At 58.0% G+C, this 13,733-nt stretch carries 14 protein-coding genes; 5 read left to right on the top strand and 9 right to left on the bottom strand.

Annotated elements, in window-relative coordinates; all coding sequences use genetic code 11:
- Position 1 precedes the first annotated feature (1 nt).
- The gene (gene hpbA, locus N4A58_RS15910; RefSeq protein ID WP_293711229.1) at positions 2-2,038 is read right to left on the bottom strand and encodes an N-methyl-L-proline N-demethylase HpbA; all 2,037 of its coding nucleotides are present in this window, start codon (positions 2,036-2,038) and stop codon (positions 2-4) included.
- A gap of 305 nt (positions 2,039-2,343) precedes the next feature.
- Between hpbA and N4A58_RS15905 the strand changes: the two genes are divergently transcribed.
- Positions 2,344-2,970 (top strand): TetR/AcrR family transcriptional regulator, encoded by a 627-nt coding sequence (locus N4A58_RS15905; protein ID WP_293711227.1) that lies wholly within the window; start codon positions 2,344-2,346, stop codon positions 2,968-2,970.
- Here the strand turns inward: N4A58_RS15905 and N4A58_RS15900 are convergent.
- Complete coding sequence (locus N4A58_RS15900) at positions 2,967-3,896, bottom strand: AEC family transporter (protein ID WP_293711225.1); 930 nt, start codon at positions 3,894-3,896, stop codon at positions 2,967-2,969. The genes N4A58_RS15905 and N4A58_RS15900 overlap by 4 nt on opposite strands.
- A gap of 134 nt (positions 3,897-4,030) precedes the next feature.
- Here N4A58_RS15900 and N4A58_RS15895 point away from each other — a divergent pair, with 134 nt between their 5' ends.
- Positions 4,031-4,912: a LysR family transcriptional regulator gene (locus tag N4A58_RS15895; protein ID WP_293711223.1), complete on the top strand. Its 882-nt coding sequence runs from the start codon at positions 4,031-4,033 to the stop codon at positions 4,910-4,912.
- Between the two features lie 60 nt (positions 4,913-4,972).
- Complete coding sequence (locus N4A58_RS15890) at positions 4,973-5,398, top strand: YqaA family protein (RefSeq protein ID WP_092464969.1); 426 nt, start codon at positions 4,973-4,975, stop codon at positions 5,396-5,398.
- A gap of 258 nt (positions 5,399-5,656) precedes the next feature.
- On the opposite strand, the gene N4A58_RS15885 is transcribed toward N4A58_RS15890, so the two are convergent.
- From N4A58_RS15885 to N4A58_RS15860, 6 genes are all read right to left on the bottom strand, one after another.
- The gene (locus N4A58_RS15885; protein ID WP_293711218.1) at positions 5,657-5,977 is read right to left on the bottom strand and encodes a hypothetical protein; all 321 of its coding nucleotides are present in this window, start codon (positions 5,975-5,977) and stop codon (positions 5,657-5,659) included.
- Positions 5,978-6,056: 79 nt separating this feature from the next.
- Positions 6,057-7,526: an aldehyde dehydrogenase gene (locus N4A58_RS15880; protein WP_293711216.1), complete on the bottom strand. Its 1,470-nt coding sequence runs from the start codon at positions 7,524-7,526 to the stop codon at positions 6,057-6,059.
- A gap of 25 nt (positions 7,527-7,551) precedes the next feature.
- On the bottom strand, positions 7,552-8,586 hold the full coding sequence (locus tag N4A58_RS15875; protein WP_293711214.1) for an LLM class flavin-dependent oxidoreductase: 1,035 nt from the start codon (positions 8,584-8,586) through the stop codon (positions 7,552-7,554).
- A gap of 2 nt (positions 8,587-8,588) precedes the next feature.
- Positions 8,589-9,512 carry a flavin reductase family protein gene (locus N4A58_RS15870; RefSeq protein ID WP_293711212.1) on the bottom strand — a complete coding sequence of 308 codons (924 nt, stop codon included), beginning with the start codon at positions 9,510-9,512 and terminating at the stop codon, positions 8,589-8,591.
- Positions 9,509-10,288, bottom strand: coding sequence for an alpha/beta hydrolase (locus N4A58_RS15865; RefSeq protein WP_293711210.1), 780 nt, complete (start codon positions 10,286-10,288; stop codon positions 9,509-9,511). The genes N4A58_RS15870 and N4A58_RS15865 overlap by 4 nt, the downstream gene beginning before the upstream one ends.
- Positions 10,260-10,859 (bottom strand): amino acid synthesis family protein, encoded by a 600-nt coding sequence (locus N4A58_RS15860; protein WP_072703279.1) that lies wholly within the window; start codon positions 10,857-10,859, stop codon positions 10,260-10,262. The genes N4A58_RS15865 and N4A58_RS15860 overlap by 29 nt, the downstream gene beginning before the upstream one ends.
- A 105-nt stretch (positions 10,860-10,964) precedes the next feature.
- Here N4A58_RS15860 and N4A58_RS15855 point away from each other — a divergent pair, with 105 nt between their 5' ends.
- Positions 10,965-11,828 (top strand): LysR family transcriptional regulator, encoded by an 864-nt coding sequence (locus tag N4A58_RS15855; RefSeq protein ID WP_293711207.1) that lies wholly within the window; start codon positions 10,965-10,967, stop codon positions 11,826-11,828.
- 187 nt (positions 11,829-12,015) lie between these two features.
- The gene (locus N4A58_RS15850; RefSeq protein ID WP_293711205.1) at positions 12,016-12,477 is read left to right on the top strand and encodes a hypothetical protein; all 462 of its coding nucleotides are present in this window, start codon (positions 12,016-12,018) and stop codon (positions 12,475-12,477) included.
- Positions 12,478-12,484: 7 nt separating this feature from the next.
- Here N4A58_RS15850 and oiaX read toward each other — a convergent pair whose 3' ends face one another.
- A complete protein-coding gene (oiaX, locus tag N4A58_RS15845; RefSeq protein WP_293711203.1) occupies positions 12,485-13,732 on the bottom strand; it encodes a 3-oxo-isoapionate-4-phosphate decarboxylase OiaX in 1,248 nt (415 codons plus the stop codon).
- Between the last annotated feature and the right edge of the window lies 1 nt (position 13,733).

The following is a 13,733-nucleotide window of genomic DNA, read 5'->3' as shown; positions in this document are numbered from 1 at the left end:
TTCAGAGCCCCCGTGCCAAACGCAAGGCGTCATAAATCGCGGCGTGCGTATTCCGCGCGGCGACAGCATCCCCGATCCGGAAAAGACGGAAGGCACCCTCGGGGTTCGTCTCGACCTCTTGGATCCCACCTGTTGCCAACGCGTCGTAATCCACTTCGCCCCCATTGCGTGATAGCGGCTTGAGTTCAAAGTAAAGCTCGTCCAGCGGACGGGTGCCGTGGTTGACCACCACCTGATCTACGATCCGCTCTTTCTGGAAATTGCCGTAGTCGGACCCAAGGATCGCCTTGAGCTGATTTCCCTCTTTCACGACGGATTTCAGCCGCCATGTCACCGTAAAGGTCACATCCCGCTCTTGCATCGCGCGCATGTAAGGCACGAGGTTCATGGCCATCACCTCGGGCGCAAACGAACGGTCGGGCGTCACGATTTCAACCTTTGCGCCGGTCGCGCTGATCATATCCGCCGCCTGCAGCCCCGAGTGGTCGCCCGCGTCGTCAAAAACCAGAACATCCTGGCCCGCTTTGACATCGCCAGAGATGATATCCCAGCTTGACACCACCTTGTCATTTCCATCGGTCAGAACATCCGTATGGGGCAAACCACCTGTCGCGACAAAGACTTCGTCCGGATTGGTCGCCAGAACATCCTCGATCTCAGCATAGGTGTTGAACCGGAAATCGACACCCAGTTTGGTGCACTGCTCGAACCGCCATGCGATGATCGAGATCATCTCGCGGCGGCGCTCCTGCTGCGCTGTCAGGCGCAACTGGCCACCCGGTTTATCGGCTGCCTCAAACACTGTGACGTGATGGCCGCGCTCTGCGCTAACCCGCGCTGCTTCCATACCTGCAGGGCCCGCACCGATGATCGTGACACGTTTGGGCGTCTCGGCTTTTTCGATGGTGTGAGGCTGCTCGACCTCGCGCCCCGTCGAGGGGTTGTGCGTGCAAAGCGCCATTCCGCCCTGATAAATCCTGTCCAAACAGTAGTTTGCGCCGACGCAGGGACGGATATCATCCTCGCGCCCTTCGACAATTTTGCGCACTAGATGGGGGTCTGCCATGTGCGCGCGCGTCATACCAACCATGTCGACCTTGCCCGAGGCGATCGCATGGCGTGCTGTCGCGACATCCGGGATCTTGGCCGCGTGGAAGGTCGGGAAATCTGTGGCCGCACGGATTTCACCTGCAAAGTCCAGATGGGGAGCGTTGCGCATGCCTTGGATCGGGATCAGATCGGTCAAACCCGGATCAGTGTCGATATGCCCTTTGACCACGTTCAGGAAATCGACCATCCCGCTATTTTTGAAACGCTGAGAAATCGTCAGACCGTCCTCTTTGGTCAGGCCGCCTGGCAGGTCCTCATCGCCCGAATATCGAATACCCACGATGAATTCTTTGCCGCAGCGCTCGCGGATTGCACCAAGTACGTCCCAGACAAAACGAAGACGATTATCCAAAGATCCGCCGTAGGGTCCCTCCAACGAGTTCGTCAGCGGCGAATAGAACTGTTCCATCAAGTGGCCATAGGACTCCAGCTCGATCCCATCCACACCGGCAGCCTGCATCCGCTCTGCCGCGTCGGCGTAGTCCTCAATGATGCGTGCGATATCCCAATCCTCAGCCACCTTGGGGAAGGCGCGGTGAGATGGTTCGCGCAGATGGCTTGCTGACACAACTGGCAGCCAGTCCGCTTTGTCCCACCGGGTTCGACGGCCCAAATGAGTCAACTGGATCATCACCGCGCAGCCATGGTCGTGACAAGCATCAACCATTTCCTTCATGTGGCCAACGACTTCGTCTTTCCACGCCAGAATGTTGTTAAAGACCGGCGGACTGTCTCGCGCCACGCTCGCCGAGCCCGCTGTCATGGTCAGGCCAACACCTGCCTTGGCACGCTCCAGATGGTAGGCGCGATAGCGCTCCTTGGGCATCCCATCCTCGGGATAGGCCGGCTCGTGACTGGTGATCATAATACGGTTTTTCAGCGTCAGGTGCTTCAGCTGAAAGGGTTGGAGCAAAGGATCGTTAGACATTTCAGGCTCTCTGTGGACCGGGACTTGCGTTGAATATTGAGTGATGCTGAATTAAAATGTTCATACATGTCAAGAGACGTCCTTTCGTGAAGAACAAGAATACATGCGCACCAAAATGCTGCGCAGCATTTTTCGATTGCAATTTATAATGATGATTTTTCTTGGCTAGGTTCTCTCAAAGATCTCAATATTTCTGCAACGCAGCATTTTCAAATTACCATAACTGATAAACACTACTGCACATTCTTCCACATGCGGTCCATGAATGCTTGCCAACACTGGCCACAATCCCTAGGAAATGAGGAATGAGCACAGAGCCCCTTCCCGAGCGCGGTTGGCGCGGATCACCTGATGTCTGGCTGGACGCTGCTTACGACGCCCTTCTTCAGGGCGGGATCGACTCTGTCAAAGTCATGCCCCTCGCCAATAAACTGAAGCTGTCGCGCACCAGCTTCTACTGGTTCTTCAAGGACAGAAAACAACTGCTCGACGGGCTGTTGGACAGATGGGACGTCCGCACGACCGAGCCTTTGATCGCTGCAACGACCGAATACGCATACTCGGAAACAGAGGCGATGCTGAACGTGATTTTCACCTTTCTCGAAGGTCAGGCGTTTGACTCGCGTATGGAACTCGCAATCCGTTCTTGGGCGCAAAAAGACCCAAATGTCGTCACACGCTTGCAACAGGCAGACACCCGCCGCATCGACGCACTGCGCGAAATGTTGGAAAAATGGGGACATGATCCGGCGGACGCGGATGTTCGTGCCCGAACGATTTATTTGGTGCAGGTTGGCTACATCTCGATGCAGGTGCAGGAACCTATCGAAGTGCGCTTGGAACGCTTTCCATCCTACGTCGAGATTTATACAGGCAAGCGCCCACCGGAGCACGAAATGGACCGCTTCAAAGCGCGTCTAGGCCTGCTCTAAATCGGCATCCAAAGTCCGAGCACCCAGATCACGCTGGGAATAGCCGCAATCCCCATTACCGTTTGCGTTGCCGTGATCCCCGCCATTAAAGGCGCGTCACCGCCAAGTTGCCGTGCAAGGATATAGGCCGATGACGCAGTTGGCAGGACTTGGAACAACAGTGCGGTGGTTAGCGCAGGGCCATGCAGTCCAAAGACCAGTGCGAAGGCCGCCGTCGCAAAAGGCATCAGCAGAAACTTAATGCCCGAAGAGACGGCAACAGGGGCCACCCACTGACGCGCCGTGCCAAGCTCTAGCGCAGCGCCCACACACAAAAGCCCCAGCGGGAGGGACGCGCCACCCAAAGCCTTGAGCGCACCGGCAATTCCAGAAGGCACGCCCAAACCCAGCATCTGAAACAGGATCCCCGCGAGTGAAGACATGATCAGCGGATTGCTGACCAGCTGCTTGCCCACCCCCAAAGCGTTCAGTTGCGCCCGCCCATGGCGCGCGAACACGAGGACGCACAAAATATTCACCGTCGGCACGATAGAGGCATTGCAGATCGCTGCCAACGCGACGCCTTGGGCCCCAAATATCCCCGCAGCCAGCGTGACACCAACATAGTTATTGAAGCGAACACTGCCCTGAAAAACCGAAGTGAAAGCGGGCCCATCCACGTGGATCAACGGCCTCAGTAGTACCACAAGCGCTCCGACCGTCACCGTGGCAAGCACCAAGGTCAGCGCCAACTCGGCCACGGGCACCCCGCCCAACTCTGCGGTCGCAAGACTGTGAAAGAAGAGGCAAGGGAGCAGAACGTAATAGCTCATCCTTTCCGCCTGCGGCCAGAAGGCCGCTTGGATGAAGTCCGTTTTTCGCAGAACCGCGCCCGCGCCGATGATCAGAACAACCGGCATCAAAGCCAATAATACTGCTCCGTCCATCATTGTCTCCTTCGGGTTCTGGCCGCCAATGGCGGACCTCAAATCATGCATGGACGTATCACGCCAAATCGGCGCGGAAAAATTCTTAATACTCCCTCAATCCATGATATAATCTCATGGATTGGAGGACGATTATGTCTATACGTGCATTGCGCACATTACAGGCCATCGCACGGCACGGTTCGTTCGCAAGTGCAGGTGCGGCCGTGGGCCTGACGCAATCGGCAGTCAGCCTTCAGGTCAAATCGCTCGAAGAAGAATTCGGGGCCAAGCTTTTTGACCGCTCTCGCAGACTTCCAGTGCTGACCGATGCAGGAAAGGTTCTGGTCGAAAAGTCCGCCGAAGTGCTCGCGCTTTACGATCAACTGGGACCTGCATTGAGCGAAGAGGGTGTACTAGCTGGCAAGGTGAAGCTGGGGGTGATCCAGACGGCTCTTGCAACTTTTTTGCCCGACGCGCTGGTACAGTTAAACGCGGCCCACCCTGATGCCCGTTTTCACGTGGTTGCGGGAATGTCGGCAGAGCTGGCCGCGCAAGTCGCCGCGCACGAGTTGGATGCGGCCATCACGACCGAACTTGTGCGGCCCCATCCGTCGGACCTCATCAGCACTCCGCTCTATGAAGATCAATTCTGGGTGGTCGCCCCTAAGGGCCAAGAGCACCTATCGCCATCAGAGCTTTTGCAAGCCTATCCGTTTATCAGGTTTGACCTTGCGTCATGGGCCGGACGCATGATTGATCGTGCCCTGCGACAGATGCAGATCCGCCCACAAGAGGAGATGATCCTCGACAATCAGCGCGTTATCCTAAGCATGGTCGAGCGCGGCCTTGGCACCGCGATTGTCCCGATGTTACCGCAGCTCGCGCAGGAGATCCCGCTGACATGCCTGCCATTTGGAACGCCGCATATGACACGGCGCATCGTCATGCTGGAACGCCCTGGCCATTCCGGCGGGCAACTCGCCGCCGCGATGGCAGAGGTGATGATTGATTTAGCCGGCTCGCGCACCTGTTAGGGTCCCCCCGTTGCATCTACTCCAAACATTGGGCATGGACAGAAAAACCGAGGACCCTCGATGCCCTATGTCAGTCTCTTTTTCGCGGCATTCATTGCTGCGACTGTCCTGCCGATGCAGTCAGAGGTCCTATTGGCCTATTACCTACGCGACCCGGCGCTTTCGATTGCAGGGCTCCTGATCGCGGCCACGGTCGGCAATGTGCTGGGGTCCACGGTCAACTGGTATTGCGGACGTTTCTTGCGCCACTTCCAAGATCGCAAATGGTTTCCTGTAAAACCAGAGCAACTGGGCCGCGCAGAACGCGTTTACCACAAGTACGGCCGCTGGAGCCTGTTGATGAGTTGGGCCCCGTTCATTGGTGATCCGCTGACAGTGATCGCGGGCATTCTGCGCGAGCCTTTGCCGAGTTTTCTACTGATCGTGACGATCGCCAAGGCCGCGCGGTATCTTCTGGTTGCGGGCCTTGCCTTGGCTTGGCTGTGAGCTCACGTCAAAATCAAATGAGCGAAACCAGACCAGCCACTGCCCCCACGATCAAAACCACCCAAGTCAGGATCCAATTTTTTGGTGGCGTCATCCGGTAGCAATGGCCGCAGGACGTCGCGCCAAAGCGCAAATGATGGTTGCACCGAGGGCAGTGATAGACCCGCCAGACGCGGTCAGATCGCGACTTGAACAAAAACATAAAAATCACCAAACACGTAAAATACGCGGGTAATTTACGCACTCTGGCTACTTTTCTCAAACCTTTACAGAGGTGTAGTGCTCTAGTTCAAAGCGAATGTTCACATTGATGCCACAAGGGGATTGGGCATAGCTCGTCAAAGCATCGCTCAGCTTTTTGGCAAGCTCTTGGGCGAACACCGCATCTCGGTGCTCCTTGGGGAGCATCGCGAGGCGCAGATAAATGTGACTGTGGTTAAACTCTGCGATCGGATGCGCTCGGCCTTTGCACGCGCCGGACGACGGATCATGAGCGTGGATCACGTCCTCGATCTTCTGCAGCACCTCTTTGGCGGGCAGGGTTTGGTCGGCGGAATAGTAAAGATCGGCGTGAGGCATTTGGGCTCCGGTCGTGCAGATAAGCTAATGTGCCGCGCTAAGATGCGCGGCAGAGCGGCCCTGCGCAACGGCTTTATCGTCAGCGCATCACGAAAGGGTTGGCCATCGGTTCTGCCGAAGTGTTGATCCACACCGTTTTGGTGCGCGTGTAGTCATGGATCGCTTCGATCCCAGCTTCGCGACCATATCCCGACTGATTGAAGCCACCGAACGGCGCAATCGGAGAGATCGCGCGATAGGTGTTTACCCAGCAGATGCCGGACCGTATGCGCGCGCTGACGCGGTGGGCTCTGGCCAAGTTCTGAGTAAATATCCCAGAACCCAGCCCGAAATCGGAGTCGTTGGCCAGAGCCAATGCCTCTTCTTCGGTGTCAAAGGGCAAAAGCGACATGACAGGGCCGAACATTTCGACCTTGAGCGTCTCTGTCTCGGCGCTCGCGCACTCAACGAGTGTCGGTGCCATAAAATTCCCAGCGCGGTCGAGCGGCGTGCCACCGAAGTGGATGATCGCCCCTTGGGACTGCGCTTTGCCGAGTGTCGCTTTGATCGTATTGATTTGCGCCTCGGTGCACAGCGGACCCAAGTGGGTATCGGCAGCCAGGGGGTCACCAACCACAATGCCTTTGGCCTTTTCAGTGATTTTTGCGATCAAACGCTCCAGAATAGGGCGATGCACCAGACCGCGCGACCCAGCCACACAGCTCTGACCAGAGGCCCCGAAATTCCCCGCAATCAAGCCATTCGCCGCGCCGTCCAGGTCAGCATCCTCGAACACGATAATTGGAGATTTTCCCCCTAACTCTAATGAGGTCACTGCGAAATTCTGAGCCGAGTTGCGGATCACGTGACGCGCCGTCTCTGGCCCACCTGTAAAGGCGATCCGATCAACGTCAGGATGACGGGTCAGGGGAATGGCGCAACTCTCGGCATCCCCAGTAACAACCGACACCACGCCCTTCGGGAAACCCGCTTCTTGTATCAATCTTGCGAATTCCAGCATCGGCGCCGGCGCGATTTCAGAGGCTTTGAGCACCACCGTGCACCCTGCCGCCAGCGCAGGCCCCAACTTGGTGGCCGTCAGGAACATCTGCGCGTTCCAAGGCACCACGGCTGCCACGACACCAATCGGCTCGCGCCGTGTAAAAACGTGCATGTCGGGTTTGTCGATGGGCAGGACTGCGCCCTCAATCTTGTCTGCAAGACCGGCGTAATAGCGGTAGTAGTCACCGACATACTTGGTCTGGCTCGCGGTTTCTGCCAGCAGTTTGCCACTATCCGTCGTTTCGATCCGGCCCAGCGCTTCTGCACTATCTTCGATCAAGTCGGCCAACCGGTAGAGCAGTTTGCCGCGCGCAGTCTGGGTCATGTCTCGCCATATGGGATCTTCCAAGGCACGCTTGGCCGCGGCAACAGCACGCTCGACATCCGCAGGCGCAGCGCACGCGAACGTCGCCCAAGGCCTCCCAGTCGCCGGATTTTCAGTGCGCATGGTCTGACCCATCGCGCCCTCGCTAAAGGCGCCATCGATAAACAATTGGAAATGTTGCACGGCGGTCTCCTTCTTGGGGTGGGGGTCAGTGAAAGGCGGGCATAACTTCGTCGATGAACCGCGACAAAGAGGCATGCTTCTTTTCGGCGCTCATGCCGCTATCGACCCAGAACGCGAATTCGTCGTACCCCATGTCCTCGTAACGTTTGATCTTATCGATCACCTGCTGCGAGGTGCCGATGGTCAGATCATTGAGCAAACTTTTGGCGTTCGTTATCGGGTTTGCCGCAACCTCTTCATCGGTCAACTTGGGCATCAGCCCCTGAGAGATCGGGCGCTTGTTCTGGAACCACGCGCCAAAATAGGCGTAGTAACGCGCCAAATCCTGCGCTGCGTGACCGACGTCTTCTTCGTCGCGCCCCACATAGGTGTGGTGCAACAGCATGATCTTGGGGCGGGTGCCATCATGGCTCTCGCACGCCGCATCAAAGCGATGCATGAGCGCGGTAATTTCCTCTATCCCTTGCCAAAGTGGCGTGACCTGAATGTTGAACCCGTTGTGCACGCCGAACTCATGACTGTTCGGGTCACGCGCTGCGATCCAGATCGGTGGGCCATCCTGCTGCACCGGTTTGGGCGAAGAGGTACTGCACGGAAAAGAATAGAACTGCCCCTCGTGCGCGTAATCGCCTTGCCACAGTTTGCGCAGGGTCGGGGCGGTTTCGCGCATCCGCAGGCCCGCTTCCCATGCATCCATGCCCGGCATTACGCGCTCATACTCATAGACATAGGCACCACGCGCGATCCCCAACTCCAGCCTCCCGCCCGTCATCAGATCAGCGGCGGCGGCCTCTCCTGCCAGCTTGATCGGGTGCCAGAACGGTGCGATCACGGTTCCAGTCCCAAGGCGCACATTCTTGGTATGGTGCGCCAGATCGACCAGCGACATTAGCGGGTTCGGCGCGATTGTGAATTCCATCCCATGATGCTCTCCGGTCCAGATTGCACGCATTCCGCCGTCATCAGCCAGTTTGCAAAGGTCCAGAAATTCTTCGTAAAGGACCGCGTGAGGCTGCTGGGGATTGAGCCGTTCCATGTGCGCGAACAGAGAAAATTCCATCGTCAAAGCCTTTCCGAATAAGAGTGAATCTCTCCGCGATCGGCGTTCCCGATGTAGAGAGTGAAATCGCGTGTGCGGGTTTCGCGAGCGAAGCGCGCGAGCATGCGGGCTTCTGCCGGACTGGCGCAGCATGTCTCCGGCAAGTCCGCGATGGGCACCGGAACCAGTCCCGACGCAGGCTCGACCGCAGTTACCTTGCCCAGAAGCCATGAGTGGTGCGTGCCAGAGCGGTCATCTTCGTAGACGGAATAGACCGGCCCTAGATCGACCGCGATGTGCCGCGCGGCCATGGCAGCGGCCAAACCATCCCGCAGGCCGATCCGATCCGAAACGGTCATTGCGGGCAGGCGGTACCCTTGGTCCGAAGGTTCGAGCAGGACCTGATCCAGATACCGCAGAATTGCGCCGCACGTATTCCGCTTGGCTGCGGGGTCACGGGCGGACCGTTCAAGCCCTAAGCTAAAGAACTGGCCGTCCGCGTAGCCCAATCCGTGCGCGTCGTCTGTGTTGTAAGAGGTCACTTCGCCAATCAAGACAAGGTGATCTCCGGCCTCTTGGGCGCTGTAGGTTCGGCACGTGAACTGCGCGATAGCCCCGTCGATTAGGGGCAGGTTCTGCGCCCCCGCGTGGTGGGGCACCTTGGCGAACCGGTCGCCTTTGTAGCTGGCAAAGGTGGTCGCAACGTCTTCTTGCCCCTCGGCCAAGACACTCACCGCGAAATCGGTGCAGCCCTCGAACGCTGTGTAGCTCGACAGGAATTTGCCCGGACACACCAGCAGCAGGGGCGGGTCCATGGAGACAGAGGCAAAGGAGTTCGCGGTGAAGCCCACGGGCGTTCCATCAGCGTTTCGCGTGGTGACCACCGTCACGCCTGTCATAAACCGGCCAAAGGCACTGCGCAGAGCGCGTGGATCGAAGTCAGTCATAGCTCGCACCTTTGTATCAAGTCCCGCAGAGCTGCATTCACAGCTGCGGGGTGCGTCATCGGCATCATGTGTGCAGCCCCATCCAAAACAACGGACCAACCATTTGACGAACGTTTCGCCATTGCGGCGGACATCTCTGGCGTCGAATTGGGCTCGTCTGATCCGGTCATAAAAAGGGCAGGGCAGTTTAAAGCTCTCAGCGCTGCATCGCTCGGCCCATCCTCGGCCGCGAAAACTCGATAGGCCGCGCGGTATCCAGCGGGATCGGCGTTCCGTAGCCATTCTGCGCACGCCGACCGTTCAGCAGAGAGCGCCCGCCCGAACCAACGACTCAAAGTCGGCTCTGGGTCTGCCAAGCTCACGCCATCCAAAGAGGCCGCACGCGCCTGCACTGCAGCTTTGGCGTCGTCGGACCGGCGGTAGATCGCATTGAACGCGCCAATGCCGCGCACAAGCTCTGGGTAGCGGCTGGCCAAATCCAACGCCATCGTCGCGCCCATCGAATGACCGACGACAACCGCTGGCGTGCTCATTGCGTCTGCCACCGCCGCGACAAAATCCGACAATGTTGGCGCACCCGTCAGCATCGGGCTGCCGCCGTGCCCTGCCATATCTGGCGCGATCACGCGAAATTCCTTGGACAATTCTTCGATCTGCGCGCCCCACGCCTCTGCCCGCAGGCCGACGCCGTGCAGAAGTAGAACTTGCGGGCCAGCGCCCGCAATGACGGCTTTCAGGCGCCCGAAATCAGACCGCTGCCGGGTTTTCCAAGTCATGGCCCAACTCCTTGAGATCCTGATAACGGTCCCCAATCCGGTGGTGCGGACGGCCTGTGGTCGCCGCGCCCAAAACGACCACGATCTCGTCTGCGCGGGGGGCGTCAGGGATCGCAAATTGGATGGTCAGATAGTGGGAGCGTCGACCCGCGTCGTTCTTATCCATCAGCGGCACCATAATCGGCGCATTAGCCGGCCCCCGTGTATTGGTAAAAGACAAGTAGGATTTGGCATCCACAGCCGAGCGGTAGTGGTTCCCAAAGCGCAGTGTGTGGATCAGCCCTGACGCATGCTCGACCTCCCCATCCAGACCAACTACGGCAGCTTTGCCGTAAGCCTCGATCTGATCTCCTCCCCCGGCGAGCGCGATCATCCGGTCGGTCAGCAAAGCCCCAAGTTCAGGGCCATATGCGTAAATCTCTGGCTTCAGGTCTTCGACGTAGCGTCCGGCCCATGGGTTCTTGACCACCGCAGCCACAGCAAACATGCGCCAGGGTGTTTCAGCCTTGCGGAACCCTTCGATCAGGACTTCCTCGTCAAACGTCACAATTTTACGGATTTCCGGTTCCATAGATTTCCCTCGTCTCTGTCGGGAAAAGGTATGATCTGCATGGACATGTCGGACAAACGAAGGAAAATCACCCTTAGCCATAAGCCAGACTAATGAGTGACTTCCATGATGCAAAAATCGCTTCCACCGCTGAACTGGTTTCGCGCATTCGAAGCCTCTGCCAGACGGTTGAGCTTTACCGCCGCGGCCGAAGAACTGAACATGACTCAGTCGGCGGTCAGTCAGCAAATCCGCGCGCTGGAGACCCGATTGGCGACCCCGCTGTTCATCCGGCAGGCGCGGGGTCTGGCTCTGACGGACGATGGCCGCAAACTGCTACCCAAAGTTGAGAGTGCGCTAGAAACACTGGCCGCAGCCACCGCGCAGTTCGGGGTAGAGACAGAGGGCGCCCATCTCACCATTGCCTCGTCAGTGAGCATCATCGACTGGGTGATCGCGCCAGCGTTGCCAACTTATCTGGCCGAGCAGCCCGAGCTCTCATTACGGCTTGTCAGCACCATCTGGCCGGACGATTTCACCGCCGCCCGGGCAGATGTCCAAATCTTTTTCGGCACGCAGAAGCAGGCCGGAAAAGCAGCCCAACCCCTACGTCCCAGTGTACTGATCCCCGTCAAATCCCCAAGTCTTGCAGGTGACTTGAGAACTCTGCCTCTGATTGAGTCCGTGGGCACATCAGACGGATGGGCGGGGTGGACGAACACATTTGGCGAGCCCACAGCGAAACCAACGCTGTTCGTCGACACGTACGGCGCGGCTTTAGGCATGGCGACCGAAGGGAATGGTGTGGCGTTGGTCAGCGCTGTCTTGGCCGCACCCGCACTGGCCAGCGGCGCGTTGGTACACGCAGATACGCGCAGCCTCTCCGCCAAGGAGGGCTACTATTTGAGCGTGCTTTCTGATTCTACCGCAGCGCGTGAATTCGCGCAGTGGATGATATCGCTAACAAAGGCTGCCCCCTCTGCAGTGTAGTTTTGCGATTTCACACGACAAACTACTGCAAAAACCACCTATCCTATCCCCGAAAGGCGGCCCAAAACTCCGTTGATATAAAACATGTATCCGAAGGCGGTATTTCAGAGCCGAGTGGCCGTATTGAGAGGAGAGGCGCTTTTCTGAAAGATAGCGTAACTTCTTAGCGTTGACCGACAGGTGTCTTTTGAGCAGTACGACTATCGCCCTTTTCGAGCAAAATCCCGACCATGCGTCTACCTTGCGTGCAATGCTCGCGCAATTCCCAGCGCTAACCGTGCGCTGCTATGACACCCCTGCTGCCCTGCTGCAGGATGATGAACACGTCGATGTCTATGTTCTGGGTCTCGATGATTTGGGCAGCGCCGAAACGGATTTTCTGGCGAAACTGCGCGCCACGCAGAACGGTATGATTGCAGGGATCGCCCTGTGCTCTGCCAAAGAAGAGCAAGAGCTCGTTCGTGCCTTCGAAGAGCACGACTTCGACAGCTTTGTTTCCAAGGATTGGGTATCGCCCGCTCAGATGTATTTGGCCGTCACTGCGGCTCTACGCAGCGCACGCTGGCGCCTGAACCACAAGTGCGCTGTGCACGGCATGCCAAACTTACGCTGTGGCAGCACGATCACGTTCCCAGAGGCCGCCGAATAAGAGCGGGCTATCCCCACTTGGCCAGAGACGCGGCCAGCTCTGGATGACCTTTGGCGTAATCCTCGAGCTCGGCCCCAGCTGCAGCGCAGTCCCATGCTTGCCGGATCGCCCGCACGCCGGCCGCAATTCCCATCGGGTGACCGTGGATGCCGCCTCCGCCCAGATACATGAGGGCCAGTGTCTGGCCTGTCCGGCGATAGGTCTCGACCGCTTGACCTCCCCATTGGCCAGAGCAAACCACGGGCAGGGGGCGATCATCCTCGGAAAAGATCGGCGTCATCACGTCCTCGAAGGACTGCACAAAGCTTTCGTCCGGCTCCCAGTATTTCGCGGCGATGCCGTTGATCTGAAACTGGTCGACCCCCAACAAGCGCCAAATCTTCTGATAGGCCGCGAAGTCCATTCCGAGGCCGGGGTGCCGCGTCAGGATATCCCAGCCGTTTCGGTGCGCATGCAGGCACAATTGCGAGCGTTTGCGTAAGAACGCCATGCCGCCGTAGCCGACCGAGTTGATGTTCACCACAGCAGCATTCCCACCGTAGGACGCAACAGTATCATGATTGCGCATCATAGTGTCGGGATCGGCGGAGCTGATGCCAAAGGCATACATGACCTTCTTGCCTGTTTTTTGCTGGTGTGCGTCGATCACTGGCATGATCGCTTTGACACGCTCTTCTAGGGGGGAATAGGCGGGGCTCATCAGCTTTTCGTCGTCCTTGATGAAATCGACGCCTGCCTCGCACAAGGTTTTGACGACCGCTGCGGTTTCTTCTGGCAGCAGCCCCAAAGACGGCTTGATGATCGAGGCGATCATCGGCCCTTGATCAACCCCCATCAAATGTCGCGACCCAGTGATGCCGAATTGCGGGCCCGGATGGCAGGCCCACTCTGGCGGCAAATCAATATCGCGAACACGCACGCCGGTCAGACCTCGCACGGCAAACACACCGCCGACGGTAATCGTCATCAGCGCTGCAATATCGGTGCCCACAGCATCCATCGGGTAGGCGATGGTAACGTCCGCTCGTCGGTAGCGCCCCACACCTTCTGGGTCGGGGAAAGAAGGGGTATCTACCGCGTCCAAGTGCGAAATATCCACTACGCGGGCTGCACATCGCGCCTGCACTTCCGCCGTTTCGTTGGGTAACTCGGTGAAGGTTCCTGTGGACTGGTCCGACGCAATTTTGGCGGCGAGGGGTTCTATTTCCCCAGCAGTTTCAAGTCGGTAAGTGACCTTGATCATGTTCTGTGACATC

The organism is Donghicola sp. (assembly GCF_025210255.1).
Lineage (GTDB): Bacteria > Pseudomonadota > Alphaproteobacteria > Rhodobacterales > Rhodobacteraceae > Donghicola > Donghicola eburneus.
This window is presented reverse-complemented; position numbering and strand designations above follow the sequence as displayed.

Bases quoted from the DNA above. Each gene is read 5' to 3' on its own strand.
- N4A58_RS15895 (WP_293711223.1), top strand. From the start codon at position 4,031: ATGTCTATACGTGCATTGCGCACATTACAGGCCATCGCACGGCACGGT.
- N4A58_RS15875 (WP_293711214.1), bottom strand. From the start codon at position 8,586: ATGGAATTTTCTCTGTTCGCGCACATGGAACGGCTCAATCCCCAGCAG.
- N4A58_RS15855 (WP_293711207.1), top strand. From the start codon at position 10,965: ATGATGCAAAAATCGCTTCCACCGCTGAACTGGTTTCGCGCATTCGAA.
- N4A58_RS15860 (WP_072703279.1), bottom strand. From the start codon at position 10,859: ATGGAACCGGAAATCCGTAAAATTGTGACGTTTGACGAGGAAGTCCTG.
- N4A58_RS15900 (WP_293711225.1), bottom strand. From the start codon at position 3,896: ATGGACGGAGCAGTATTATTGGCTTTGATGCCGGTTGTTCTGATCATC.
- N4A58_RS15885 (WP_293711218.1), bottom strand. From the start codon at position 5,977: ATGCCTCACGCCGATCTTTACTATTCCGCCGACCAAACCCTGCCCGCC.
- N4A58_RS15865 (WP_293711210.1), bottom strand. From the start codon at position 10,288: ATGACTTGGAAAACCCGGCAGCGGTCTGATTTCGGGCGCCTGAAAGCC.
- N4A58_RS15905 (WP_293711227.1), top strand. From the start codon at position 2,344: ATGAGCACAGAGCCCCTTCCCGAGCGCGGTTGGCGCGGATCACCTGAT.
- hpbA (WP_293711229.1), bottom strand. From the start codon at position 2,038: ATGTCTAACGATCCTTTGCTCCAACCCTTTCAGCTGAAGCACCTGACG.
- N4A58_RS15870 (WP_293711212.1), bottom strand. From the start codon at position 9,512: ATGACTGACTTCGATCCACGCGCTCTGCGCAGTGCCTTTGGCCGGTTT.
- N4A58_RS15890 (WP_092464969.1), top strand. From the start codon at position 4,973: ATGCCCTATGTCAGTCTCTTTTTCGCGGCATTCATTGCTGCGACTGTC.
- oiaX (WP_293711203.1), bottom strand. From the start codon at position 13,732: ATGTCACAGAACATGATCAAGGTCACTTACCGACTTGAAACTGCTGGG.